The sequence below is a fragment of the Roseofilum capinflatum BLCC-M114 genome (assembly GCF_030068505.1).
Classification (GTDB): Bacteria; Cyanobacteriota; Cyanobacteriia; order Cyanobacteriales; family Desertifilaceae; genus Roseofilum; species Roseofilum capinflatum.
Genome location: NZ_JAQOSO010000060.1, coordinates 1 through 26,761, shown reverse-complemented (window position 1 = coordinate 26,761; position 26,761 = coordinate 1). Strand labels below are relative to the sequence as shown.

25 protein-coding genes and 1 pseudogene are annotated in these 26,761 nt (G+C 46.2%); 15 read left to right on the top strand and 11 right to left on the bottom strand.

Annotation, left to right across the window (positions count from 1 at the left end):
* The 8 genes from PMG25_RS11335 to PMG25_RS11300 all read left to right on the top strand — a co-directional run.
* A partial coding sequence (locus tag PMG25_RS11335; RefSeq protein ID WP_283767011.1) for a hypothetical protein occupies positions 1 to 1,406 on the top strand: 1,406 nt, incomplete at its 5' end.
* A gap of 49 nt (positions 1,407 to 1,455) precedes the next feature.
* Entirely contained in the window at positions 1,456 to 2,310 is an 855-nt protein-coding gene (locus PMG25_RS11330; protein ID WP_283767010.1) for a CIS tube protein, read from the top strand.
* A 26-nt stretch (positions 2,311 to 2,336) separates the two neighbouring features.
* On the top strand, positions 2,337 to 4,475 hold the full coding sequence (locus tag PMG25_RS11325) for a VgrG-related protein (protein ID WP_430540961.1): 2,139 nt from the start codon (positions 2,337 to 2,339) through the stop codon (positions 4,473 to 4,475).
* Between the two features lie 185 nt (positions 4,476 to 4,660).
* Positions 4,661 to 5,821, top strand: coding sequence for a DUF4336 domain-containing protein (locus PMG25_RS11320; RefSeq protein ID WP_283767008.1), 1,161 nt, complete (start codon positions 4,661 to 4,663; stop codon positions 5,819 to 5,821).
* A 124-nt stretch (positions 5,822 to 5,945) separates the two neighbouring features.
* The gene (locus PMG25_RS11315; protein WP_283767007.1) at positions 5,946 to 6,449 is read left to right on the top strand and encodes an NfeD family protein; all 504 of its coding nucleotides are present in this window, start codon (positions 5,946 to 5,948) and stop codon (positions 6,447 to 6,449) included.
* A 41-nt stretch (positions 6,450 to 6,490) separates the two neighbouring features.
* Complete coding sequence (locus PMG25_RS11310; protein WP_283767006.1) at positions 6,491 to 7,093, top strand: SPFH domain-containing protein; 603 nt, start codon at positions 6,491 to 6,493, stop codon at positions 7,091 to 7,093.
* Positions 7,094 to 7,161: 68 nt separating this feature from the next.
* Positions 7,162 to 7,686, top strand: a complete 525-nt coding sequence (locus PMG25_RS11305; protein WP_283767005.1) for a hypothetical protein — start codon at positions 7,162 to 7,164, stop codon at positions 7,684 to 7,686.
* Positions 7,687 to 7,700: 14 nt separating this feature from the next.
* On the top strand, positions 7,701 to 8,480 hold the full coding sequence (locus PMG25_RS11300) for a photosystem II electron transport protein, Sll1252 family (protein ID WP_283767004.1): 780 nt from the start codon (positions 7,701 to 7,703) through the stop codon (positions 8,478 to 8,480).
* 11 nt (positions 8,481 to 8,491) lie between these two features.
* Here the strand turns inward: PMG25_RS11300 and PMG25_RS11295 are convergent, their stop codons facing one another.
* Complete coding sequence (locus PMG25_RS11295) at positions 8,492 to 9,892, bottom strand: NACHT domain-containing protein (protein ID WP_283767003.1); 1,401 nt, start codon at positions 9,890 to 9,892, stop codon at positions 8,492 to 8,494.
* A gap of 109 nt (positions 9,893 to 10,001) precedes the next feature.
* On the bottom strand, positions 10,002 to 10,562 hold the full coding sequence (locus PMG25_RS11290) for a pentapeptide repeat-containing protein (RefSeq protein WP_283767002.1): 561 nt from the start codon (positions 10,560 to 10,562) through the stop codon (positions 10,002 to 10,004).
* A gap of 201 nt (positions 10,563 to 10,763) precedes the next feature.
* On the opposite strand from PMG25_RS11290, the gene PMG25_RS11285 reads away from it, so the two are divergent.
* Positions 10,764 to 12,314, top strand: a complete 1,551-nt coding sequence (locus PMG25_RS11285; protein ID WP_283767001.1) for a SagB/ThcOx family dehydrogenase — start codon at positions 10,764 to 10,766, stop codon at positions 12,312 to 12,314.
* A 217-nt stretch (positions 12,315 to 12,531) separates the two neighbouring features.
* Here the strand turns inward: PMG25_RS11285 and PMG25_RS11280 are convergent, their stop codons facing one another.
* The 5 genes from PMG25_RS11280 to PMG25_RS11260 form a co-directional block, all read right to left on the bottom strand.
* Positions 12,532 to 12,876 (bottom strand): DUF5615 family PIN-like protein, encoded by a 345-nt coding sequence (locus tag PMG25_RS11280; protein WP_283767000.1) that lies wholly within the window; start codon positions 12,874 to 12,876, stop codon positions 12,532 to 12,534.
* A complete protein-coding gene (locus PMG25_RS11275) occupies positions 12,876 to 13,166 on the bottom strand; it encodes a DUF433 domain-containing protein (protein ID WP_283754547.1) in 291 nt (96 codons plus the stop codon). Before PMG25_RS11275 ends, PMG25_RS11280 begins: the two co-directional genes overlap by 1 nt.
* 269 nt (positions 13,167 to 13,435) lie before the next feature.
* Positions 13,436 to 15,157: a CHAT domain-containing protein gene (locus PMG25_RS11270; RefSeq protein WP_283766999.1), complete on the bottom strand. Its 1,722-nt coding sequence runs from the start codon at positions 15,155 to 15,157 to the stop codon at positions 13,436 to 13,438.
* Positions 15,158 to 15,279: 122 nt separating this feature from the next.
* Positions 15,280 to 17,241 carry a PP2C family protein-serine/threonine phosphatase gene (locus PMG25_RS11265; RefSeq protein WP_283766998.1) on the bottom strand — a complete coding sequence of 654 codons (1,962 nt, stop codon included), beginning with the start codon at positions 17,239 to 17,241 and terminating at the stop codon, positions 15,280 to 15,282.
* Positions 17,216 to 17,377 carry a hypothetical protein gene (locus PMG25_RS11260; RefSeq protein WP_283766997.1) on the bottom strand — a complete coding sequence of 54 codons (162 nt, stop codon included), beginning with the start codon at positions 17,375 to 17,377 and terminating at the stop codon, positions 17,216 to 17,218. The genes PMG25_RS11265 and PMG25_RS11260 overlap by 26 nt, the downstream gene beginning before the upstream one ends.
* A gap of 139 nt (positions 17,378 to 17,516) precedes the next feature.
* Here PMG25_RS11260 and PMG25_RS11255 point away from each other — a divergent pair, with 139 nt between their 5' ends.
* From PMG25_RS11255 to cheB, 6 genes and pseudogenes are all read left to right on the top strand, one after another.
* Entirely contained in the window at positions 17,517 to 18,422 is a 906-nt protein-coding gene (locus PMG25_RS11255; RefSeq protein WP_283766996.1) for an alpha/beta fold hydrolase, read from the top strand.
* 388 nt (positions 18,423 to 18,810) lie between these two features.
* Positions 18,811 to 19,339 (top strand): annotated as a pseudogene (locus PMG25_RS24660) (glutathione binding-like protein).
* Positions 19,340 to 19,488: 149 nt separating this feature from the next.
* Positions 19,489 to 20,430 carry a restriction endonuclease gene (locus tag PMG25_RS11245; protein WP_283766994.1) on the top strand — a complete coding sequence of 314 codons (942 nt, stop codon included), beginning with the start codon at positions 19,489 to 19,491 and terminating at the stop codon, positions 20,428 to 20,430.
* Positions 20,431 to 20,563: 133 nt separating this feature from the next.
* A complete protein-coding gene (locus tag PMG25_RS11240; protein ID WP_283766993.1) occupies positions 20,564 to 21,310 on the top strand; it encodes a DUF1995 family protein in 747 nt (248 codons plus the stop codon).
* Between the two features lie 269 nt (positions 21,311 to 21,579).
* On the top strand, positions 21,580 to 22,338 hold the full coding sequence (locus tag PMG25_RS11235; protein ID WP_283766992.1) for a metallophosphoesterase family protein: 759 nt from the start codon (positions 21,580 to 21,582) through the stop codon (positions 22,336 to 22,338).
* 39 nt (positions 22,339 to 22,377) lie between these two features.
* Positions 22,378 to 23,493: a chemotaxis-specific protein-glutamate methyltransferase CheB gene (cheB, locus tag PMG25_RS11230; protein WP_283766991.1), complete on the top strand. Its 1,116-nt coding sequence runs from the start codon at positions 22,378 to 22,380 to the stop codon at positions 23,491 to 23,493.
* Between the two features lie 72 nt (positions 23,494 to 23,565).
* Here cheB and PMG25_RS11225 read toward each other — a convergent pair whose 3' ends face one another.
* From PMG25_RS11225 to PMG25_RS11210, 4 genes are all read right to left on the bottom strand, one after another.
* Positions 23,566 to 24,018: a helix-turn-helix domain-containing protein gene (locus PMG25_RS11225; RefSeq protein ID WP_283766990.1), complete on the bottom strand. Its 453-nt coding sequence runs from the start codon at positions 24,016 to 24,018 to the stop codon at positions 23,566 to 23,568.
* 157 nt (positions 24,019 to 24,175) lie between these two features.
* Complete coding sequence (locus PMG25_RS11220) at positions 24,176 to 24,397, bottom strand: hypothetical protein (RefSeq protein ID WP_283766989.1); 222 nt, start codon at positions 24,395 to 24,397, stop codon at positions 24,176 to 24,178.
* Positions 24,398 to 24,938: 541 nt separating this feature from the next.
* The gene (locus PMG25_RS11215) at positions 24,939 to 26,168 is read right to left on the bottom strand and encodes a hypothetical protein (protein ID WP_283766988.1); all 1,230 of its coding nucleotides are present in this window, start codon (positions 26,166 to 26,168) and stop codon (positions 24,939 to 24,941) included.
* A gap of 22 nt (positions 26,169 to 26,190) precedes the next feature.
* Complete coding sequence (locus PMG25_RS11210) at positions 26,191 to 26,730, bottom strand: hypothetical protein (RefSeq protein WP_283766987.1); 540 nt, start codon at positions 26,728 to 26,730, stop codon at positions 26,191 to 26,193.
* Between the last annotated feature and the right edge of the window lie 31 nt (positions 26,731 to 26,761).

Sequence of the window (26,761 nt, the reverse complement as noted above, 5' to 3'; positions counted from 1 at the left end):
AAGAAACAGCTCCTGGTGAGACTTCTGAAATCGAGAATATTAGTGAACCTACAAACATTTCTGAATCCGTACAAAGAGCAGTAGAAGAAACGACTGTTGGCGAGACTTCAGAAACCCAAAACATAAGTGAATCTCCTAACACTTTTGAATCTGTGCAAAGAATAGTAAAAGAAACAGCTCCTGGTGAGACTTCTGAAATCGAGAATATTAGTGAACCTACAAACATTTCTGAATCCGTACAAAGAGCAGTAGAAGAAACGACTGTTGGCGAGACTTCAGAAACCCAAAACATAAGTGAATCTCCTAACACTTTTGAATCTGTGCAAAGAATAGTAAAAGAAACAGCTCCTGGTGAGACTTCTGAAATCGAGAATATTAGTGAACCTACAACCATTTCTGAATCCGTACAAAGAGCAGTAGAAGAAACAGATCCTGGTGAAACTCCTCAAACCCAAAACATCAGTGCATCGCCAACTGCTTCTGAATCTGTGCAAAGAACAGTAGAAGAAACGACTGTTGGCGAGACTTCAGAAACCCAAAACATCAGTGCATCTCCTAACACTTTTGAATCCGTGCAAAGAACAGTCGAAGAAAAAGCTCTTGGTGAGATTCCAGAAACCCAAAATATCAGTGAATCTCCAACTGCTTCTGAATCCGTGCAAAGAGCAGTAGAAGAAAAAGCTCCTGGTGAGACTCCTGAAACCGAGAATATTAGTGAATCTTCCAACACTTCTGAATTCGTACAAAGAACAGGAGAAGAAACGACTGTTGGCGAGACTTCAGAAACCCAAAACATAAGTGAATCGCCAACTGCTTCTGAATCTGTGCAAAGAACAGTAGAAGAGGGGGGGGTTGAGTTTGGTGGGGAGGTGGGACAATTAAGGGGTTCTGATGGTAGATATGATTCTAAAGGTGATGTATTGAATCGATTGCTGGAATCTAAGGATGTACTGCAAGGTCGTTGGGATGATGGTGGAAAGGGTTTGATGAGGGATGGGGGGATTTTGGGTAGAAGGAAAAAAGGTCTGAATGTTAAACAGGCTGGTTTTTTGCCTGCGGGGATTTCTATTGGTGCTAAGGGACAAGTTTCTAGTAGTGATTTTACAAATCAACCTAGGGATTTAGAGCGGTTGATTGAAGAGTCTTTAAAGGTAAGAAGTGAATTGAAGGAAAAGGTTTCTCGGCGTAAGGCTGGTGAGGTGAAGCCGATTAGTAAGGAGGAAACAGAAATTTATGAATATTCAGAAAATGTTACAACAGAAACGGAAGAAGAGGAGGAAACGGAAGAAGATAACACGGATGTGGTGGAATTGTTGGCTAGGGAGGTTTATGGGTTGATTCGTCAACGGTTGGCTATTGAGCAAGAGCGATATGGGTCTTTTTACTCTGGTCGTTTGCCTTGGTAATTTGGTTAAATAGGAAGGATTAAGGATTAAGGATTAAGGAGCGAGGAAAATGACATTTTCGGATGCGTTAAAGTCGGCGACTAAGGGAGCGGTACTAACGGGTGCAGATTTGCTGATGATGGAGGCAGCAATTGAGGTTGATGAAGAACGAGAGAATACTTATGATATAGTCGAGGCTGAGAAGCAGAAGGCGGCGCTTAAACTCTATCAACAGCAGTTTCTACAAGGGGATGTACGGTTAGTTAAGGCGGCGCTGATTCCGAGGGATGGGGAAGCGAGCAGTATTATTCGATTTATGTTTAACCCGGAGGAATTGCGGTTTAATCGGAGTGTGAAGATTGAGGATATGCAAGGGGCAAGGACGAAACGGGGCTTGCCTAAAGTGAATTTTGGATTTGTGGAACCCTACAAACTTACGTTGTCTAATTTGATTTTTGATACTTATGAGTCGGGAGACAATGTTTTAAGCGAAATTCAACCGCTTTTGGATGCGGTGGATTTTAGTTCGTTTAAAGATCCGTTTGAAAAACAAACTGTTAATGGTAAGACTTATCAGGAACGGACGTTGGCGGTTTCGCTGGGGGATTCTATGGTGTCTTCGTTTACGAAATCGTTTAGTGGTGTTGATGTGTATGGTTTGGAGGAATATGGGTCTGAAAATCTTTCTAAACAGGCGATCGCATTAAGACGACCGCCTGTGTTTTACTTTATTTGGGGGGATAAGATTTATATGCGCTGCATGGTGGAGTCTTTGGACTATAGTTTGAATATGTTTTGCCCGAATGGTGTGCCGGTTCGGGCGGTGGTGACGTTGAATTTGAAAGAGGTCGATCTTGGGGTGGCTAGTCGTAAGTTTAGCGAACGCCAGAGTTTTGTACAGGGTTCTAGTTCTAGTTCGGGTTGATGGTTTGAAGTTTTTAGGGGATTAAGATTATGGCTGATGAGACGCTGTTTGTTTCGACTCCGATGGTTGAGATTGAGGGGGTGACTGCGGAGGAGATGAGTGGTTTTATGCGGGATATTTTGCAAATTTCTGTGGAGGAGAGTTTGCATTTACCAGGGATGTTTACGCTGGTGATTAATAATCCGTATAGTCCGTTGGATGATGAGACACAAACTTGGCAACATGATGGTTTAATTCAAGTTGGAAAGAGGGTTAAGGTTGGTTTTGTGGGGAGTACGTCGGAGGAAAATGAGGCGGCGAATCAGGATTGGTTGATTGATGGGGAGATTACGGGGATGGAAACTCATTTTACGAGTTCGACTCAAGCGCCGATTGTGATTCGAGGGTATGATTTGTCCCATCGTTTGCACCGGGGGCGGTATAATCGCTCGTTTCAGGATTATACGGATAGCGATATTGTGCGAAAAATTGCTACAGAAATGGGGATACAGGGGGGGCATGTTGATGATAGTGGGAAGACTCATGCTTATGTGTTTCAGGAAAATCAGACGAATATGGAGTTTTTGCGGGAGAGGGCGGCGCGAATTGGGTTTGAGTTGTTTGTGCAGAATGGGAAGTTACATTTCCGTAGACCGACGGAGAGTGATGTTTTGCAGTTGGCTTGGTTGAAGGAGGTGGAGAGCTTCCGGGTGCGGGTGACGAGTTCGGAGAAGGTGGATGCGGTTGAGGTGCGGAGTTGGGATTATCGGTATAAAAAGCCGATTGTGGCTAAGGTCGATCGCCACAATTTAATTACGAATGTGGAAGGTAAGGGTGAGGGCATCATCAATACGAGTGATGATAATGACAGCAGTATCCGTTTTATTGAGGATAATTTTGGTTCTAATTTGCCGTCTCCTCGGTTGATTGTGGTGGATAAGCCGGTGTCGAGTCCGGATGAGGCCGATCGCATGGCTCAAGCGATTTATGATGAGTTGGGGGGAGAGTTTATCTATGCGGATGCCCATGCAAATGGGAATCCTCTGATCCAGGTGGGTAAGGTGATTGAGCTAACGCAGATGGGGCGTTACAGTGGCAGATATTATGTAACGGAAACTCGCCATCTGTATTATCAGGGAGTTTATACAACGGAGTTTAGTGTACGGGGATTGCGAGGGGGGTCTATTTTTGATGTTTTGTCGCCTCAAAGTCGCCTCCGGCCGGGACAGACGTTGATGGTGGGGATTGTGACCCATAATCGAGACCCGGAGGGTTTGGGGCGAGTGAGGGTTAAATTTCCGACGCTGAATCCGGAGGCAGATGGCAGCGCCCATGCGAGTCAGTGGGCGAGGGTGGTGAGTGTGGGTGGAGGTAAACATCGGGGGTTTGATTGTTTGCCGGAGATTAATGATGAGGTGTTGGTGGCGTTTGAACATGGGGATGTGCATCGGCCTTATATTATCGGTGGGTTGTGGAATGGGCAGGATAAACCGCCGGAACCGGTGAATCGGACGATTTCCGATCGCGGAAAAGTACGCCTAAGAACGTTCAAAACCCCCAGCGGCCATACCTTACAGTTTGTCGAAGAAGACCAATATGCCAGTCGTGACGGCATTTATCTCCGCAGTAGTAGCGGTCATGAGATAGAACTTAATGATAGCGATCGCGCCCTAGAAATTACCACCAGCGGCCAAAACAAAATCCGCTTTGATGACCGCAACCAGCGCATCGAAATTCACACCAGAGGCGGCCATCGCTATATCCTCGATGATACACACCACAAGATGACCCTGCAATCCACGGGAAGTATGAGCCTCAATAGCACCAGAGGCGTACAAATCAACCCCGGAGTCGGTCAAGTGGGAGTATCTGGACATCTGAGCAGTCACACCCTGATGACGGGACAACTGACGATCGGATTGGGGGCAAATCAGGTTAATGTGGGAGAGGCGATCGCCAACCTACAAAACCAAGTCAACCAACAGCAACAAAGCTTCCAAAACTACATCCAACAACAACAAACCCTCGACCAACGCCAAGATGCTGCCAGAGCGCAACTCGCCCAACAACTCCAACAAGCCCAAAACCAAGCCACCCAACTCACCCAAACCCAACAACAACTGCTTCAGCAACAACAAGCTCTTCAGCAAGCCACCCCAAGCCCAAGCCCCAGCCCAACCCCCTAAACCCAGCGTTCCCAACTATGAGACAATATAACCCGTGTTCTCCAATGAGATCCAAACTGGAAATGCCCTCTCCCTATATCCCTCTCCCACGGGAGAAAGACTTATTCTCCCCTTCTCCCGTGGGAGAAGGGGTTGGGGGATGAGGGCACAATGCTCCTGTTCCATCCCAAACGTTCAACTGACCCTTGAGTGACCTATCTTGGCCCTTTTGGCCCCTCCTCCCCCTCTATCCCTACGGTCAACGGCGCACCCTACGCCAAGAAGTCGTCAAAGACACCATCTGGACATTTGACCAACTTCAAGGCATTCTCTACGTTGCCGTTCCCATTCGCATGACCGTTATCAAACTCTCCTCTGGGGGGTTACTCGTCTATGCACCCGTTGCCCCGACCCGCGAATGCGTGCGACTCGTCCAAGAATTAGTCGCCCTCCATGGAGACGTTAAATATATCATTCTGCCCACCGTCTCCGGACTCGAACATAAAATCTTTGTCGGCCCCTTCGCCCGTCGTTTCCCCCAAGCCCAAGTCTATATTGCTCCCCACCAATGGAGTTTTCCCCTTAACCTCCCCATCACCTGGCTAGGGTTACCCGCCAACCGCACCCAAATTTTGCCCGCCGACACTCAGCAAACCCCCTTTAGTGCAGAATTTGACTACCGTATGCTCGGCCCCATCGACCTCGGCCCCGGACAATTTGAAGAAGTGGCCCTACTCCACCGAGCCACCGGCACAGTCTGCGTCACCGATACCATTATCTCTATTCCTGAAAATCCACCGGCGATCGCCCAATTTGACCCCTATCCCCTCCTCTTCCACGCCAGAGACACCGCCTCAGACCCCATCCAAGACACCCCAGAAAACCGCCGCAAAGGATGGCAACGCATTTGCCTGTTCGCCCTCTACTTCCAACCCAGCGTCCTCGAAACCCCCCAATGGTCAACCGTCCTTAAACAAGCCATCAGCGCCCCAGACCGCTCCAAAAAAGCCTACTTCGGCCTCTTCCCCTTCAACTGGAAACCCACATGGAAACGGGCCTTTCAACCCCTACAAAACCGCCTCTGGGTCGCTCCTATCCTGCAAACCCTGATCCTCAACCGCGCCCCCCAAGAAGTCCTCAACTGGTCTGAACAAGTCGCCCGTTGGGACATTCAGCGCCTCATTCCCTGTCACTTTAACGCCCCCATCCGCGCCACCGGTTACGACTTCCGACAAGCCTTTTGCTTCCTCAAACAGTATCCCCTCACCCCCTACGCTCTACCCCCAGAAGACCTCAAACTCCTGAAAAATATCGATCGCAACCTATCCCAACGCCGAATTGTTCCCCCAGGACAACCCAAAATTTAGATCACAAGTCATAAAACATTGCGGTTTTGGATTCGATACACCTGCTCATTATGAAGTTTTGTAACAAATTGCCGTATCTTGGGGCGATCGCCTGATAACTCCCTAACCACAAGGGGAGGTCAACATGCTCACCACTCAAATTCTACTCGCAACTCAATCCGTTTCCCCACTCCATCCCGCCCTAATCTGGGCCATACTCGGAGTCATTCTCGGATCGAGCGAACTCTTATTTCCCAAAACCCTTCCGAAAGCCTTTAAATTTATGCCCTTAATTATGGGCATTTGCGCCCTAATTGTCGCCTTTCTCCTCTGGCGCAGCAACGTCTTTTACCGCATTCCCACTAACTTACAAATTCTCTATTGGATGTCCCTATCTAGCGCTTGCACCTTGTGGATTCGTCCCCTATTTAGACAGAAAAAAACATCCAGTTTATTTGAGACCACAGAAGCCGTTACCCTCACGGAAATTCCAGTAGGAGACATAGGCAGAGTTCGCTTTGAAGGCAATTCTTGGGCGGCTTGCGCTGAAAATAGTCACCAACCCATTCCTGCCCAAACAAAAGTCTACGTTCTTCGTCGAGAAGGCAACACCTTAATTGTTGTCCCCCATCACCTCTTAGATGCCTAATTCTATTTCTTGTCCTTTCAACCTTCTTTAGGAGTTTAATCATGGAAGTGTTCTTATATCAATGGTTCTTGTTCTTATTCTTTGCCTTAAGTGGAACCTCCCTAGTTGCGAGTATGAAAGTCGTCAACCAGGGCGATCAAGCCCTAGTTGAACACCTTGGTAAATATAATGGCAAAAAACTAGAACCTGGTCTGACATTCTTAGTGCCCTTTTTTGAACAGGTTGCTTATCAAGAAACCCTGCGCGAACAACCCTTAGATATGAAACCTTTAGTCTGTTTGACCAGCGAACACATTACTGTCACCCTAGATATGGTCGTTTATTGGCAAATTCTCGATCTGGAAAAATCCTGCTACAAAGTCAAAAACTTGCGTCAAGCAGTGATTGATTTAATCGAGATCAATATTCGCACAGAACTAGCAACCATTGAACTCAACGATCTATTTACTGCACGAGATCAACTCAATGAAATTCTGGTGCAAAAATTAGATGTAGCCACAGAACCTTGGGGCATTAAAATCACCAGAGTACAACTGCGGCAATTTCAAATTGGAGACCAGTTACACCATCATGCTCTAAAACCTTTACCTGTACCAAACGTATCTGCCAATCCTTCTCTTCAGTCCACCTATAACAATTCTTAAGGCTCTAAGAAACCCAGTTTCTTCAAGAAACCGGGTTTCTGGCTCCCACACAAAATTTGGTGAACATCATGGTGATTTTAGAAAATACAGCAACTGAACTTAAATTTCGCCATCGTCCCCAAAAACTTTGGATGATGACTCTAGGTTTAATTTTTGGACTTCCAGTTCTGATAGCACTTGCCAGTTTATTCGCTTCCTGGATACTCTACATTTGGCCCCTTCCCCTGTTTTATCTGACAACAATGATTACTGGTGTAGGTGTACTATTAACCAATGGTAAAACTAAAATCTATACCTTTAGCAAAACCCGCGATCGCCTGACCATTATTTCTCAAGGAGTTTTAGGAACAGATATCCAAGAATATTCCTTAGCCGATATCTGGGATATTCAATTAGAACCCCTGGGTTGGTCAGGGCAAGCTTCCCAAAGATACCAAATTATGTTAATCTTAAATAATGGTCAATCGTTGCCCTTGAATTTGGGAATTCCGCCCAATAGCCAAGCACAAATGCAAACGCTTAACCACATTCATCAGTTTCTCGGTCTCAATCTGGGAACCTGGCGCAAACCCCTCCCAAACTTAAAGTATTAAACTCAATTTCAGTTATGCTACCCAAAGCCGATTTACTCAAAGGCGTTGAACATCGAGAAGAAATGGCCCAAATTTTAGATCGGGCAGAACGAGCGATCAAAACTTGGGAAGTAGTCACAACCGATTTTTTATCGCCTGCGGTTTTAGCCGAATGTGAAACGGTGTTTAAGGGCTTAACAGAAGTAAATTTAGTGGCTTGGGGGGGATATCCGCAAGCGGAACGAAAACGGCTAGGAATTGCGCGGGAAGAGATTCCTTTAGAGCCAGAAAATGTAGAAATTGCCGTGTTGGAAATCGCGGGTAATTTTCTGTTTGACACAGCAACCCATCGAGATTTTTTAGGGGCGATGTTAGGCACGGGAATTGTACGGGAAAAAACAGGAGATGTGATCGTTTTAGGGGAACGGGGAGCGCAGGTAATTGTGGTTCCAGAATTGGTAGAATTTCTAGAGATGAATTTAAATCAGGTGCGCTCGGTTCCAGTGAAAACCCAACCCATTGATAGGGGTGAGCTAAAAGTGAGAGAACCGAAGCGCAAAGAAATGACGACAGTGGAAGCATCGATGCGTTTGGATGCGATCGCCTCAGCCGGGTTTCGCCTCTCCCGTAGTAAAATGGTGCAAATGATTGAAACGAAGGATGTGCGGGTGAACTGGAAAGAGGTTACCCAAGCCAGTTATACGGTAAAACCAGGAGATTTAATCGCCATTCGTGGAAAAGGGCGCTTAGAAGTGGGAGATGTCGCCATAACCAAAAAAGAGCGCTATCGGGTGCAGATGGTTCGATGGGTTTAGTCTTGGGACTATTACCACTTCAATTCTTCTATTTGGGCGAAATGTTCCTGAATCAGTTGATGGGGAAATTGATAGCGATCGCCGATTTTCTGGAGCAACCCCTTACTACTACAATAATTCAGAAAGCGCTGAAAATCCCAAGGCATCAGATTCTCGCGATAGAGTCGATAGCGCAACATAAATTTTGGTAACAACCGCAAACTAAAACTTAAAATCCCGATCGCCGCCAAAACCGCACCCAGAATTAACCCCATCATCAACCCCAATCCCAATCCTTCCACTAAAGCCGCAATTCCCCCGCAGACGATCCCAAATAACAAAGCCGTAGCGCTACCCACTCCCACTTGATAATCCCGGTTCTGTTCCAGGGTTTGAAAATAACCCGTATTCACATCCGAGATCGCAAAACTGGTACGATTCTCCTTTTGCATCCATTTCGCCAAAGCAATTAACCAATGTTTCGTTTCCTCTGGTTTCGGTTGTTGCTGAGATCGATACCATTTTCGGTTCAGATCGGAACTTTCTTGACCTAAAAGACGACGGATATAGGCATTAAAAAGATAGCGATATTGTTGCTCTGAATCCGAAATTCTTGCCCAAGCATGAATTAAAATCTCTTCATCAGCTAGGGTCATTAAATTCAGAAACAAAGGAGTTTTGGCTAACCCCATCAAAGCTTTATCTTCGCGCAAGTTATGCCACAGCTCCCGACTTCTCGCTTGGAATAAATAGTCTTTGATTTGGGGTAGATTTAAAGGTTTTAACCAAACCGCTCCCTGAAGTTTGAGCCGAGTTGGAGAGCGCTTATAGGAATCAATTCTTGATGCCAAAATCAAGTTTAAGGGCTGTTCAGTATTGCTTTGCAGTTCTTTGATCGCTTGTAGGGTTTGATTTTGACGATCAAAAGATAGGGTATCTAGATTATCTAAGAGAATCAGAATTTGTCCTTGAGATAACCATTTTTTAGCAAGCTTACGGGGTAATTGATAGTTGAGACCACATTGCCCAATAAGCCAGGTGTTTAAGCTGTATTTCTGCCATTGGGACAAATCAAAGAGCAGGGGAATGGGTTGATGGCTATAGGTTTGGGCCCGGGCGATCGCCTCATCTGCCAATTCTAAGAGGGTGGTAGTTTTGCCACTACCGATATGACCCAGCACCACCCAAACGCCCCCCGTTTGATCGAACAGATTAAACGGACTGGTATTTGGGTCTAATTGGGTAGTAGGCGCACCACTGAGTTTCACCTGAATATCCCCCGGCCGTCTCGCGCCTAACGGGTTCGGTTCAGTGCTTAAGGACGTGAGTACCTGATGATGTAAAGACTGACTCAAATTCGCCTGAACATCATGGCGTACCTTGAGAAGGAGCTTCTGTCGAATCCGAGTCTGCTGGCGATCGCCAAAAGTCATGATCGTACTAAGATGTCGCAAGGACAGCGATAGGTTTTCGTTATCCTACCAGGTCTGGGATATATTACCTGCTGGAATACTTCGATCATGGTCATCCTTTAAGCTTCCGTCAAGAATCTGGATCAAAGTCTCGATCTTCCCCTAGGAGTCGATGACCGTCCGATAGTACCGTAGTCCGATCGATGATGGCATCCGTCAGATCTGCGGCTTCTGCTCGAAACAAATTACACCTCTCCAGACGAGATTGCTGAAATTGGGCTGACTTTAGTTTGGCCCCTTGAAGATTCACCGCATAAAGATTCGCCTCCTGTAGGTTGGCATAGGACAAATCCGCATTTTGCAAGTTAGCATAAGATAAATCTGCACATCTTAAGTCCGCGTAACGGAGGTTAGCCCTGGAGAGATTAGCCGATCGCAATCGAGCATGAGATAAATTAGCTCCATGGAGTTGAGTATCGCTCAATAGGCTCCCTTCTAAATCCACACAAGCTAAATTGCCTTGACTTAAATTGCTATAGGGCAGGTAAGCTTGAGTTAAGTTACTCTCTTGCAAATTAATTTTTCTCAAGTCAGCATCAAATAAATTCAATTGCTGTCCCTCAATCCGTTGAAAATCTCGTCTTCCCTGTGCATATTGTTTGAGTAAAGCCTCTGAGCTGATTTTCTCCATCTTGCTTGTTATCTTGGAAACAGTACATGATTTACTGCTCGATTCCAGGTCAGCCTAAAATCATAAGTAAAAATGCTTATTAAATTGCTAAAATAACTTACCCTGCTTCTGTGGAAATATTAAGGTTTCATAACTTTTTTTTAATATTTGTAACGTAAACCACTTCTATTTTAAGTAAGATAACCTCACCCACAACCGCCCATGTCTCCATCTAACTCTTCTTCCGACTCCATCGCCCAACACTATCATCAGCGCACCAAATACGACCCGGAAACCATTAGTCAAAAAAATCAAGGACTCAACTGGGACGATCAACCCATTCCCTTCAAAGAGTATAAACTAGGAACCGCCCTTGACCTCAAACCCTATCTGAGTCCCGATAGCTCAGAGGGAGACTGGCAAAACCTATCCCGCTTTCTCCTCTGTAGCTACGGCATTACTGCCAGAGTTCCCACCCTCATGGGTGAATCCTTCTACCTGCGTTCCTCCCCGTCTGCGGGCGGCTTATATCCAGCCGAAGTCTATCTAATCTCCCAAGGCACATCCCTGCTCAAACCCGGCCTCTATAACTATCAGTGCAAAACCCACAGCTTACTGCACTATTGGGATAACCCCGTTTGGGAGAGCCTACAAACTGCCTGTTTTAACCATCCTGCCTTAAACCAAACCTCCCTGGCGATCGCCCTCACCGCCATCTTTTACCGCTCCTCCTGGCGCTATCAAGACCGGGCCTACCGGCGAATATGCCTCGATAGCGGCCATCTTTTGGGCAACCTGGAACTCGCCGGAGCCATGTATGGATACCGTCCCTATCTCATCGGCGGATTTACGGACGATCGCATCAACGAACTGCTCTATCTCGATCCCGAAACCGAAGGAACCCTCGCCATCCTTCCCCTAGTCCCCTACACCAAACCCGACATTCCCCCCCCTTCTCCTCCCAGCGCCCTCCCCTCCGAGACACAAACCGACTATCCTCCCCTTCCGGAAGGCAAACTCCTACAATACCTCCATCAAAGCACCTGCATCCCTAAAACCCCTCCCCCCAAACCCGATCCCACTCCCCCAGAGTTAGAGGATAAATACAATTTTCCCTTTTGCTTAAAAGTCTCTACCACCAGCCGACCTCTCAACCTGGGAGACTTAGGGACTACGCCCCCTCGGGCCACGGATGAAGCTCCCTCCCTAGAAAACACCATCCTCCAGCGTCGCTCCACCCGTTCCTATACCGGAGCCGACCTTTCCTTAGCCGAATTACAAGCCCTCTTAGACTTTACCTATCAACCCCAACACTATCAAGACCAGTATCTCGATCCCACTCCTGACTATTTTGACCTCAGTTTATTAGAAACCTTTATCGCCGTTTCTGGGGTGAATGGACTCGAAGAAGGCTGTTATTACTACGCTCCCAGAGCGCAAGAACTGCGGCAAATTCGCTTTAAAAACTTCCGCCGAGAGCTGCATTATCTGTGCTTGGGACAAGATTTAGGTCGAGATGCAGCCGCGATCATTTTTCATACCGCCGACCTAGAAAAAGCCGTAGCAAAATATGGCGATCGCGTTTATCGTTACCTGCATATGGATGCTGGCCATCTCGGACAACGGCTCAACCTTGCCGCTATCCACCTTGGCTTAGGAGTCAGTGGCATTGGCGGCTTTTTTGACGATCAAGTGAATGAAGTCCTAGGCATTCCCGTAGATGAAGCCGTCATCTATATCACTACTCTAGGCCGTCCCCGGCGATCGGGTTAACGATATTACTACAGATAGCCGAGTAGATGCGTAGCTAACCGTAGGGGCAGGTTTCCACTTCGTGGACATGAAACACCCAGGTTTAGGAATCCCCACCATGCGATTAGTGAACCTGCCCCATTCCCCTTTGCATCCTGGTGGGGGGTGGGTTTAGGAGAGCGATCGTTTTTTTCCTAAATATTGGTGAAACCCGCCCCTACAAATATCGATCATTGGATTAGGCATACAGTAATTGATTTGTAATCTCATCGGCGGTTAAAGCTTTGACTAAAACAGAAATCCTTTGGGCAACTTCATAGGGAATTTTCTGAGGAATAACGATAATCCCACTATGGGCTTGATCATTTTCCATATACTCAAGATGCAATCGCTCAAAATCAACACGATTATGGGTCAAAAGACATCGATTTATTGAGGTGGCAAATTCGAGTTGTTCGCGATCGCTTTTACCTAGTGTACCTTGTTCGGGAACTGTCGTCACGTCTAGCTCTTGTGCTTTCAACAGTATCGCCACCATTGCAGACATATCTTCATCGGTGTACAGTAAGGCAACAGTAGTCATTAGATATTTAACTGGGATCTGACCACTGGATGTACATAGTCATCAGGGACTTGATTTTTCTCAATATACTCATCAATTCCTGCTCGATGATCGCAGTAAAAGCTTAAAGCATCAAAGACTTGAGCTAACGTCAGATGAGGCAAATGATCTAAGATTTCTTCAGGTTGAATATTCATCTTCCAGAAACCAACGATAGCCCGCACGGAAGTCCGAGTACCGATAATAATTGGCTCTCCCCCTAGAATTTCAGGGTTGCGAGTCACGTAGCGTGAAATGGTTTGAGTAGACATAGGATGATTCATATTAATTTATAAGTTTACCATATTTGTATCCTGGTGGGGGGCGGGTTTAGGAGATCGATCGTTTTTTTCCTAAATATTGGTGAAACCCGCCCCTACAAAACCCGATTTAATTGTGTTCTATACCGTAGTTTCAAGCGACACTCACCGAAGCAACTAAACAGTGTTTGCTGCCTTTCTCTAGGGAGCAAGATGTTTGCACTCCCGGACATCTAATACACCAAATTATCTGTAACAGTCTACTACTCTCAGATAGAGTGTTAGCAATTCACCATCGCTTCCTCAATCACAAACTCCAACATTTGCCCTTGGGAACTGCCAAACTTAATTTTTTCCCCCGATTTTAAGGGAATTTCTTGCTGGTGAATTTTTTGCCAATTGCCCGATCGCAACACCAACGTTCCAAAGCGGGAAAAATCCCGTAACCAATAAGTCGGCGTTCCCTCCAATGGTTCTCGGCGAATAATTTCCGCGTGCCGTTGAGACACCCACCGTTCACTAATGACAATATCATTCTCTTCTCGCCGCCCCACACGCATCAACCCCCCGTGAATTTGCCAAACCTGTGTTGTTTCTTCTACTGAACGCAAAGAGGCAATGGTGCGGGTTTGTTGATGCAAATTTACGGCTGTATCCGGTAGTTCCGTAATTCCTTCTGGGGCAGGGACTAATAGCTGTCCATTAAAATTAGGATGCATATATAACACCGGCAATGTCCAAGCCGGCTGATTATACTTATAGAGCGTAATTAACCGTTGGCGAGCGATCGCCGTAGCTTCATCGATAGGTACACGCTTGGCCAACGCCTGTGCAAAAGCTTCAATAAAACTCAACGCTTCCCGATCGGCGATCGCCTCTCGCATCCCCAAAACCGCCGGAATTCCGTGATGGAGTAGCACTTCCGCAAAACTACTGCGAGGCAGGGCACGATGGGTTTGGGCATCCGTAGGGCGATCGGTCTGAGTATCCCCCTTTGCACTCCAACAGGTATTCAACACCACTAACGTCACCTGTCCGCGCACCAAAACATTAGCAAATTCCGTACCACTGAGGGTGGTTTCTGACTGTAAATACAACCGTCCTCCATCGGGAGACGGCACACCGTGACCCCCATAAAACACAATGTTATAAGTCTTCGTCTCCAACGCCGCCATCAACTCAGCCGGAGTCGGTTGAATCAACCGATCCACATGGCAAGGAACCGATGCAGCCATTAAACTCGGCAGGGTTTGATCGGGAGGACTACAATTGACCCAAATTTTAGCTAAAGTCTCCGCTTCCGCTTCCAATTGCAAATCGCCAGCCCTACCATCCAACTCTTCAGAACCCATAGCCCCCGCCTCCACCGTTGCCCCAAAAACCAATAAAATATTCAACTCCTGATCCGTCCGTTGGGGAGGAAGAGGATCGACATCACTGGTTGTCCGGCTAAACAACAGAGTTGGAGAGACCGAAATCGCCTGTTTTCCGGCTGACTGTTGCATAATTTCCCAAGGCAAAGGAATCAAATCCGGGTCTCGGATATCCAAGCGAACTCGTAAAGGTTTATTTTGTCCGAGGGCAATTCCTTGACTATGGGATAAACAACTTTGAATCGGGCCATCAAACACCCATTGCCACAAACTCATCCCCAATTGCTGCATCAAGCGACTACTATAAGACCCTTTTTCCTCTGGAGAAAAGGGCAAAGTCTCCATTTCTGGCAGGTTAGACTCCATAGCAGGAATGGACAAACAATAGGGCGGTTGCGAGGGCATTTGAAATAAATCTTGCCATCCTTCCCAAGTGAGGCTCAGAGTGTAGGGCCAAACTCGGTCATGATGAACATATCCGCCCGGATAGGAAGCCCGAATCACCCAAATGGCAAAATGAGCGGAGTGGTTTCCATCAGGAGCATGATACTGACCACTGACCTCTGGAGGGGGGCAACCAACCAAACGGGCAATGGCAATACTGAGACAAGGACAGTCAATTGAAGACATTTAAAAGCCTTGATATCACTGGTTGAGTGTATCCCATTTCTTCTAGTTTATCGAATTGCTGGGACAGATGGGGGAATGGGGGATGGGGATGGAGAAAAACCCATGACCCGTTACCATAATTTTTAAGGGTTCATGGGACTGGAACTGGAGGAAGGGAAAACCGATGTAGCTGGAGAGGTTTGGGGAGGTGGAGATTCCATCCATAAGTCCCTGAAAACATATAACATCCCTGCCCCTAAAACCAATAAGATGGTAATTCCCATTAATAGCCCTGGAATCGAAACCCTTCTGGTGGATGTTGTTGCGGTTAACGTTGAGCTAGGTGAGACTTCAGGAGCGCCAACGGTTACCAGTTGAGTTTTCATTGATTCCTTCACTGACGGTTGAGGAGAGCGATCGCCTGGAGTCAGGGGATCGAACAATTCCGTTAGGGGTTCAAGGGTGATTTCCTTGGGCTGGACTTGATAATGAATCAGGCCAATAGTCACATTGTCATGACCATTCAGAGTATTCGCTAATTCCACCAATTTCGCCGTCGCACTCGCTACATCTAACTGCCCCGCTAAAACGGGTAACAGTTGGCTTTCCCAATGATTTTCCACCCGATCGCCATCACTGAGACCATCGGAGCAAAGCAACACAATCCCATCTTCATCTAAAATCAATCGCCCTACAGTAGGATGTAACAAATCTGATTCGCTCATGCCCAAGGCCTGTACCAAAGCTCCTGCCGCCCGATGTTGTAGCGCTTCACGATATAAGCGATACCCCAAGCGCACTTCGCGAGAGGCTAAATCATCATCTAAGGTCACCTGATGGCATCCCTGCTGAGTGACCCAATAAATCCGGGAATCCCCTACATGGGCAATATAAAGCTCATGGGCCCGATCCACAGGAGGGGGAACTACAGCCATCACCAGGGTCGTTCCCATCCGTTGTCGCTCGTGACGATGTTCTTGGTCATTGCGATCGCTAATGACTGTATTAGCATCACGAATGAGCTGATCGAGCAAACTGGTAATCTGGTACACCTGCTCCGAGGGATTTCGGTCAGGGGAAATCTTATCCCAGGTAAAAGAGTCTAAGATCGTTTTAATCGCCTGTTGAGAAGCCACTTCTCCCCCAGCATGACCGCCAATTCCATCACAGACGATCGCCGCAAGGGGTTCAGATGGGTCAGTAGAGGAAACCGTTTTTCCTGGAGGCGGTTGTACGGGATAACAAGCATCTTCATTATGGGAGCGACTAGGGCCCTTATCTGTAGCAGTACAGAGGGTAAATTGGGTCGTTTGGGACTGGCTACAATAGCGTAAGGCCCGATCGAGTTCGGCGATCGCCCGATCCATAGCTTGAATCTGGCCATCCGTTAATCCTTGAGCTAAATGTTGCAAAAACCGACTGATGAGAGGGTTAGCCTGTTTAGCTAAGGGTAACCACATTTTGCCTAACTGGGATAACTCCAGACCCGATTCAGGATCGCTTCGCAATTCCAGAATCCGTAGCACCGGCCCTTCAACCCGCAAAAATTGATGATCGAGCAAGGAATTGGCCACACCTAAAACCTTGAATGGTTGCCACAAATGGGCAATTTGCCATAACCAATGCAATTGGCGCATAGCAGGGGCTACTTGCCATTGTTCTTTGAACCGAGGCATCAGGGGAGCTTTTTGGGAAACTGTGGACACAAGAGAGGAATGAATTGGCGCTCCCTCTAGCAGTAACACAGGTGGTAAAGTCGGTTGGAGGGTTAAGAGTTCGTAGGGTTGAGGAAGATGGAGTCGATAGGGAAATAATTTCAGATAGGTTTGCATCGACGCTGAAATTTCGGGGGGGATATGGGGAGGAACCCCTGGTTTCAGATCGAGAAAAATGTGGTTACCTTTATAGAGATAGCGATCGCCGATGCGCTCTCCCGGTTGCAGAAAGTCTAAGGCCTGGCCCAGGGGACGCAGGTCTGGGGAAGTCGCCCACAAATACCGTTTAATTAACCGAGTGCCGCAACGTTGGCAACATTGAGTCTCTTCTGAGTTGACTGCCTGGCAAGTGGGATGGGGACAGTTAAGGAATGCGGTTTCGGTTGGCATAGGAAATCCTCGCGCCTGTAAATGGAAAGACAGTATAGCGATCCACGCTTGTTTCTGGCGAAATCGAGTGGCTCAGAGCAGAGAGCCGATCGACTAGAGCAAAAGCGTTATTCAATACTGCCCGATCGGAAAGCATATAAGTTGAGTTTAAAGACAGCACCCTGGGTCATTGCTATTCAATGAGATAGCTGGCAAGAAAAGTGGATTAGACTTATATTTTGCCCATATTATCTCGTAGCCTTTTCCCAAATTATATGATTATTTCTGCGACTCCAATGGCCGATTATCCGGCCGATCCGGTAGAGTATCTGACCTGGAACTGGGGTGGGTTTCCCATCCGCTATCAGATGAGCGGTCAAACGGGGCCTGCGGTGTTGCTGATCCATGGATTTGGGGGATCGGTGGATCATTGGCGTAAAAATCTCCCGGTTCTGGGTCAATCCTGTCGCTGTTATGCCTTGGATTTGATTGGCTTTGGCGGTTCGGCGAAACCTACTCCAGTAGTAGAAATCGAGTATACCTTTGAAACCTGGAGTAAGCAAATTATCCAGTTTTGTCAAGAGGTGATTGGTGAGCCGACGGTGTTGGTGGCCAATTCCATTGGCTGTATTGCCGTGATGCAAGCTGCTGTGGATGCTCCAGAGTGGGTCAAGTCTGTGGTGTTGCTGAATTGTTCTTTGCGGTTACTCCACGATCGCCGCCGAGAGAATTTACCCTTTTATAAGCGCTATGGTGCGCCCTTGGTACAGGATATTCTTAAGATTAAGGCGATCGGCCATTGGTTTTTTGCCCAAATTGCCAAACCCAAGGTGGTTAAACAAATTTTAGAACAAGCTTATGGGCGATCGGAAGCCGTCACCGATGAGCTAGTCGATTTACTCATGGCTCCAGCCCTCGATCCCGGTGCAGCCGATGTCTTTATCGCCTTCACTCGCTATTCCCAAGGCCCCCTACCCGAAGACCTCTTAGCCACCCTTCCCTGTCCAGCCCTCATGCTCTGGGGAACCGAAGACCCCTGGGAACCCATCGACCAAGGACGCAAATTAGGCGAATTTCCCGCAGTCAAGCAATTTATTCCCCTCCAAGGTGTCGGTCACTGTCCCCAAGATGAAGCCCCAGAATTAGTCAATCCCCTGATCCTCGATTGGGTATTAGAGCATACATATAGCGCTTCGCGCTAGGCAAAAGGCAAAAGGCAAGAGGCAATAGCTTGTATTGCTTAGGTTCTAAGGCTTCAAGCTGTAGTCCATAGAAGAGAGAATTGCCCAAAATTTGGGTTTAAAGCCCCGTCCTTTTAGGACGGCTTTTTTAGGGTTTTAATGTAATCCCTAAGAACTTCAGACATGGGGACTTGTTTGGATTGTGCATAGGTCTTAAGAGTCTCATATTCAAGTTCAGAAAGTAAAAGTTGTAGTCGTTTAGTCCTTGCCATAGTCTCTGATTGTATGTATAATCAGAGTATAGCAGGAAAGGTAATCAACCTGCTCTAACAAAACCTAGTGCTGAAAAGCAACGCTGTACCTTGGCAATCAAAGATATGGGGTTCTATCCATAAGTTCTAGTTCCTTCCTGTGGGTAGGTAAAATCTTTGCAGGAGCTAGACACTCGCAATATTTAAACAAAACAAACTTTGTAGAAATACAACTATCGTGGGGCGCACGAAAAGTAACGCTTGGGGAAAGAACCACCTCGCTTGCTAGGAATCGCAAGGTACTTAGTTTAAGTGGACTTGATGAACCAAGAATCCACTCGCCTTTAGGCAGTGGAGCGTCAAAATGGCAGTTTTTTGAACAGTATAGTCACGAACCCTATATTGCTGTAGCTCGGTTTATTGCCAAGTATCTGGGATTACCAGAAGAGAGGCGAGCAGAATATGAAGCCAAACAAGAAGGGGGGGCACAAGGCACTCTGTGTGATGGAGCAGCAGTTATCAAAAAGCGATTTCTTAGTCAATGGTTCTCTAACGATCGCAGATATTTCATTATACGCTTATACCCATGTAGCAGATGAAGGAGGCTTCGATCTTTCTGAATATCCTGCTGTTCGAGCATGGATGGATCGCATCTCCACCCACCCCCGTCATCTTACCCTGTCTTAACTGTATCTATAAAAGGGACAAGTAGCGATCGCTGATAATGACATCTATCTATAATTGCATGGAAAGCCCAAAAATTAACCTTAAAATTGGCATAATTGATGCATCATGTATCCTCATAAGCTCAATTTATTTAAAACGTTAATATAATCATGGCTATTCCTGATTTTCAAGCGATTCTCCTACCTTTATTAAAACTGGCGGGCGATCAAAAGCGTCATTCCATGCAAGAAGCGATTCAGTACCTTGCTAATACTTTTCAGCTTACAAATGAAGAGCGCAAAGAATTGCTCCCTAGTGGAAAACAAGCGGTTTTTGATAATCGAGTGGGTTGGGCAAGGACTTATCTGAAAAAAGCTGGACTATTAGAATCTCCAGCCCGGTCATTTTTCCAAATTACCAATCGAGGAGTGGACTTACTCCAGACCAATCCGAGTAAAATTAATACGGCGTTCCTCAAAAAGTATCCAGAATTCAGAAAATTTCAGATGGGGAATCCTTCAAAAGATAAATCTGCTTCAGATAATGATGCAAATCTATCTATATCTGAAGGAGAAGGTCAGGGTTCTAATCAACAAACGCCTGAAGAAATTTTGGAGTATTCTTATCAAGAGCTTCGCAGTGCTTTAGCTCAAGAACTTTTAGAGAAAGTCAAATCTTGCTCGCCTTCTTTTTTTGAACGTCTGGTGGTTGAACTGTTGGTTAAAATGGGGTATGGTGGCTCGATTAAGGAAGCGGGACGAGCGATGGGTAAAACTGGGGATGAAGGAATTGATGGTATGATTAAGGAAGATCGTTTAGGATTAGATCGCATTTATATTCAAGCTAAACGTTGGCAGGATTCAGTGGGTCGGCCAGAAATTCAGAAATTTGTTGGTGCTTTGGCGGGTCAAGGGGCGAATAAAGGAATTTTTATTACCACTTCTAGATTTACGGAACAAGCTAAAACCTATTCGCCCAAAAATGACACGAAAGTGGTTTTAATTGATGGCGCAGAGTTGGCGGAGTATATGATTGATTTTGACTTAGGAGTATCTACGGTCTCAGAGTATAAACTGAAGAAAATAGATACGGATTATTTTGAGGCTGATTAATCCAAAATTGGGGAAAACCTAAATCATACAGCCCTTTGCGCTGTTATGAGGGAGGCTACCTGTCTATAAATCCTAATTCGTTAGGTAAGTGACTTGGTACAATGACTAGAAAAAGTATAGATAAAATTCTTTTATGACCGTACTACCCCAAACTCTCGATGAGGCGATCGCCCAAGCCAAAGCTGCAACGTTGCAAGCGCTCGAAGATGGACAGCGCTTGATTCAAGTCGAGTTAGTCTTTCCCGAAATTGCCCTCGAAGCCCAGAAACTTGCCCAAGACTTTATCCCCGTATTGCAAGAGTTTGGGGGACAACCGAAGGTATTCTTTCCCGATACCGGAGCGGCAGCTCTAGCCCGTCGAGACTGGGGGGAAATCCCCTTTACGGTCACGGACTTAGGCAGCAACCGATCGCCCATAGACGATAAAATAGACCCCGAAGACGATAGCTTTCTGGTCGTTAACGCCTCCTCTGTAGAAGTGGGGCAAGTTGAGCGCCTAGTTAATTTCGCTGGCGATCGCCCCATTGTCCTCTTAATCCCCAAACTCGAAGATGTGGCAGTTGTCGGTATCGGTTATGCTGCCCGTCAACTGCGGGAGAGACTCCTGAGCCAAATCTACTCCTGCTATTATATCCGTCCCCTAGAAGGAGCCGCCCTTTATCGCTGCCACCCCCATCCCTGGCAAGTTTGGTTAGAAACCCCAGAGGGGAACTATACCCAAATTGCCGAACAACCGCAAAAACCCGTAGGCGAAGCCCTCGATCAGATTTTAATCCGAGCCACAACTGGGGAAAATACGGATCAATCAGCCCCGACTCGGCAACGACGGGGCGGTATTTTCGGAGAACTCGAACGTTTTATTAAAGCTTTAACTCAATAATTCCAGAAGAGTTGTCCAGGATTAAACTTTCTCAGTACACTGTAGAGACACCGAAACAGCTTGGATCTCCAGAGAGATCCGCAAAGCTAACCCGGTGTTTGAGGAACTCTGTGGTCAATTATACTTTTGATGTGAAATTCTCCTTCACCAGGGGCCTAGAGTAACTTGGCTCTCAAAGACGGATTGAGAGAAAGCTTCACCAGAAAGGAGATGACCCTGGATTCTTCATCAGGAACCGACTTAAATTAGCACACAGGGAACACAAAGCAATGATAGGAGCAACAGGGCGACGGATTATTATCGGTGATGTCCACGGAAATTATGATGGCTTAATGCGTCTTCTGGAGGCGATCGCCCCTGGAGACGGCGATCGGCTATACTTCCTAGGAGACCTAATCGATCGCGGGCCCAAAAGCGCAGAAGTCGTCAACTTCGTTCGCAACCATAACTATCCCTGCATTCGAGGAAACCACGAACAACTACTGATCGACAGTTTCCCCGACGGCAAAATCCACTATCCCGCCCTCCAAGCATGGCTCTATAGTGGCGGACAAGCCACCCTCGCCAGCTATCAAGATGCTCATCTGCTCCTTGAGCATCTGCAATGGATTAGCCAACTCCCCCTCTACCTCGACCTCGGCGATCTTTGGCTCGTACATGCTGGCGTTCATCCCGGTTTACCCATCGACGAACAAACCGAATACGAACTCTGCTGGATTCGCGATCAATTCCACAGCATTCCCACCCCCTACTTCCCCGATAAAACCATTATCACCGGTCACACCATCACCTTTACCTTCCCAGGCGTAAACCCCGGCCAAATCGTCCAAGGAAAAGGCTGGTTAGACATCGATACCGGAGCTTATCATCGCCGTAGCGGATGGTTAACTGCCCTAGACTGGACGAATCAGCAAGTCTATCAAGCCAACATCTATAATCAAACCTTGCGTATCTTACCCCTAGAAGAAAGCGTCACCTGTGTCGAACCCGAAGCCATCATTCCCCGGCATTCTGTTGCTGCTCATTAAGATTCCCCTCTGGTTTCCTTTTGGTTGGAGTAACTTTGAATGCCTATTCGAGTCATAATTGTTGAAGATTCTCCCGTTGCGATGACCATCCTCAAGCGGATGCTCAATGCCTCTCCAGATATCGAGGTGGTGGGTACAGCTCGCACCGGAAAAGAGGCCCTCGGCCTGATTGCTAGAGTCAATCCCCAAGTCATCTGCACAGACTTGCATATGCCAGAAATGGATGGGTTAGCCTTGACTCAAGAAGTGATGTCTACTCACCCTAAACCTATTCTAGTGATTAGTTCATCGGTGCGCGAACAGGATACCCATCAAGTTTTCCAAGTCTTGGCTGCGGGAGCAGTGGATGTATTTCCTAAACCGGAAGGGGGACTCGGAGTGGATGCCGATCGCATTCAACAGGCGTTAGTTAATAAGGTAAAGGTGTTATCTGGAGTGTCTGTTTTTACTAATCGCCAACGCTCCCGACAACAGATGACGAGAACTACAGCGGCCCACTCCCCCCAATCTTGCCCTGCCTCTCGATCAATCCCGACCTTATCGCGTTCCTCTCTCCTCTCTCAACCCAAACTGACATTCAAAACCACCCATTTGGGTTTGATTGCCCTAGGAGCCTCTACAGGGGGGCCACAAGTATTAGAGCAAATTTTAAGTCAATTTCCAGCCCATCTACCGGTTCCGGTGATTTGCGTGCAACATATTAGTGAAGGTTTTTTACAAGGATTTATGGACTGGTTGTCTGCCCACTGCGCCCTTCCTGTGAGCATTGCCAGAGCTGGCGATCGCCCCCAACCTGGCCATGTCTATTTCCCCCCAGAACGCTCCCATCTCATTCTCGATCGGCACGGTTGTTTTGCTTATAACCGTACTCTGGCCATTGGTGGTCATTGTCCCTCCATTACCGTGACGTTTAATTCAGTGGCTCAATATTATAAAAGTCGCAGTATTGGCGTATTACTCACGGGAATGGGACGAGATGGGGCGGATGGCTTGTTGTCTATTTTCCAGGCCGGAGGCTTAACCTTCGCCCAAAATGAAGCCAGTTGTGTGGTCTTTGGAATGCCCAAAGAGGCGATCGCCCTCGGTGCAGCTCGGCAAGTTTTACCCCCAGAAGCCATTCCCACCGCCATTTTGAGAAAATTGGGGAATGGGTAATGGTAACCAGTTAAGGCTGTATGCTCCATGTGGGCGAAAAGAATTTCTAGCCCTTCTTGTAATATTTGTTGCTCACTCTTCATTTGAATCATCGTTGGTGACCTCCAAAACATCATTATCTGGCGATCGCCTGAAAAACACTGATGGAGACACCTCAAAGAAATCCGCTAATTTTTCAATATGTTCCACCGTCAACTTTCGTTTACCATTAAGAACGTCAGAAATAATGGACTCCGTTTTGAAAATTGGGACTAAATCTTTTTGCTTCAAACCCAACTCATCAATCAGAGCCTTCAGTAACTCAACCCCATTTAAATCGGGAATCAATACATACTTTTCTTCATACTCATGAACCAGAAGACCCAACAGATTCAGGTAATCTCGTTTGTCCGGTGTGAGTTCACCAGAGTCTAGTAAAGTGTCAATCACTTGTTGCACAGCAAGTAGATCCTCTTCTGATTTAATCGGGCGAGGGGGGAATTCTTGCAGAAGGTTAATATAATTGCTAGATTGAGTGTTCAACATATGTTTAGCGCCCGTTTTTGGGATCGACCGCTATCCTATTCGTGATTGTGGTAATCATTTACAAATTTGGCGGGATTGAGAATCTGAATCTCTGTAAACAGATGAGGGAATTAAAATACTGCTGACTAGAGTATTGGTATCAATGACAAATCTCAGTTTAGACATCTTCACTCAAGATTTCGTCTAAAATTTCTTGAGTTAGGCCATTTTCTTGTGCTTGCGATCGCATGTCGTCAATAATATCGTCTAGCGATCGCTTCTTCATCATTTGCTTCAGCCATCCATTGACAATGATTTGCATCTTCTGACGTTCTATCAAGGTTTTTCCTTGATAGGCTTGAGCAATTTCTGAATCAACTTGGATGCTAATGCTTTCCATACTCTACCTCTCCATCTTGAACTTGTTCGCTTACCGTTTAAATTCAGAAACGCGACCTATCGGGTTCTTGCCAACAAATCGAGTTGCCACTGACATCTACACAATCAAAGCTCAGGGTTGTGAAGCCTTCGCTTCTAATTCTATTACGCTCCTCTCTTGTGATACGCTCGCCACGTGCATTTTGGTAGCTCCATTCACCACAAGTTCCATCAACACCAACGGTTTCACACGGTCGAGAACCTCCTAATTGTAAACCGAAGTTGATGTTAGTAACCACGCCATCCTCCCATGTTAGAGTTTTCACCCCTCCACCAGTCCATAAGTAGCCCCCAAGAATGCAGTCTTGAACTAGCTTCAGTACTTCATCGCGATAGAACAAGCACCGAGTGCCAATAGGGTCTAGCCTTTCCATCGCCATTGAAGACTGCGAAAAGACAATCGAAGTGAGAAAGCTGATTGCGATGAGCCTTGAAAATTTCAGCATAGATATGTGTTACTCCATTACTCAACAGTCTTCAACTATTTTAACCAACAATAAACATCATTTAAAAATGACCAAATCGTTTTCATCTAGAGCTTCAATTAAATCATCTGGATCTATCCTTTCTCCCGTATATGGATGGTACATTTGGCATGTTTTTCGTGACTCATCTCTAACCAAATCCTGTCGTCTTACATAGCCATCAAGATTTATAAGAACTTTCTCGAATTTGTACCAAACTTCATAGCCGTTAATGTCTGGTCGCCTAACATTAAGAACTACTAGTTCTCCAACTTGCACCTCTTCAATACCCCACAAACCATTTAAACCTTGGGCATACGCCTGTGGGGGACGTTGTGGGGTAGGAAAGCCACCATCACTGCTGTCCAAGCCAATACCAACTATTCTTCCATCGCTAAGAATTTTACCTTCAATACATATACCCAAAGGCCCCGATACATAAGAACCAATAACTCGATCCCCTGTTTTTCGGAAGAAAAAAGATCGATCAAGTCCTCTACCTCTACCCGCATTGCTTCTAGGATGAACAAACGCATGATTCCCATCGGGTAAATTTGCGATCGAAGGACTTGATTGCTTGAGACTTTCAGAGTCAGATAATTCTAGATGAGTTGGCGGCAAGTTAGTATGTGCTATATTCTTTGTGGTTGGTAAAGAGGTTGTACAGCCAGCCTGTTCAAATTGTTGAAGTAAGCTATTTCTATTATTAAATGGCAACTGCTCTATTGCTTCAAGAGGATTTGAAAAAGCGCTATAAAGATCGATATTAGGTTTGTTGTCACTCACAGAAGCTATACCCAAATAATTTCCCGATCTAATCAATACGCCTCCAGAACTTAAGAAGTTATGATACCAACCATTGCTTTTCACTCTCATCTGTCCATTGGAAATAGAACCTATAGCAAAGAAACCATCTATTCTATTTCTACCACCTGGAAGTGTCAAAATAACACATACTCGACCTCTAAATGTCGAGGGATAAATCATTAAACTATCTTCACTACTATTCCAAGCACCTAAAAAAGGTGCTATTGCTGGGTCAATTGCTGCCCAAGCTCTTGTAAAAGACTCAAGCCTCTCACTTCTTTGTCCCATTCCAAATTCTGCTGTTGTCCTGGCTATTGGTATGTCTCTGTTCTCAAATTTATCAACCAATTGTTGTAATTCTCTATCTGTTGGATATCGCTTAACTTGTGCTAACGCTGGCAATAACCATCCCATAATTCCCAGAGTAATCAGTATTATGGATTGTAAACGCATTTTTTTCATCAATATTACCTCTCTTTAATATTTATCGAACACTTAATATCTCAGACAATTCTTGGTGTGATAAAGCACCTGATTCCATACAAATAGTAGAAAAACAAGTCATTCCATCGTCTCTCAAGAATGCCCTATTTTTTGGAATCGATCTCAAATAAGGAAGAGAGCCATTGGTTGGTGTTAACCATGTTACTTTTAAAGCATTACCTTGATTCACTAATCGTTGTAAATTTTCTTCTTGTTCATAGGAAAAATCAGGAATAGTTTGGGATGGATTTAGACGACTTCTCTGTTGATAAGGAGCTGGATTAATACCGCTCTTCAGAACATAGGCAATATCTACAGAGTTGTTGTTTTGTAATAAGACACAACCATTCTCAAATTCTGGCGGTAAACTTCCAAATGCTTTCCATTGACCACCTCGGCCACCTTGTGATGGTAGGTTGGAGGCATATTCTGCCCAGGTAACACAGTCACCACTCGCTGATGCTTTGGACGTGAAGGTAGGTAGACTAACTGTCAAAAATCCCGTCAATAGGCAAATAATTAAACTAAGCCGGGCAGTCACCCACCCGACTCGTCTTCAAAACCGTGCGTGA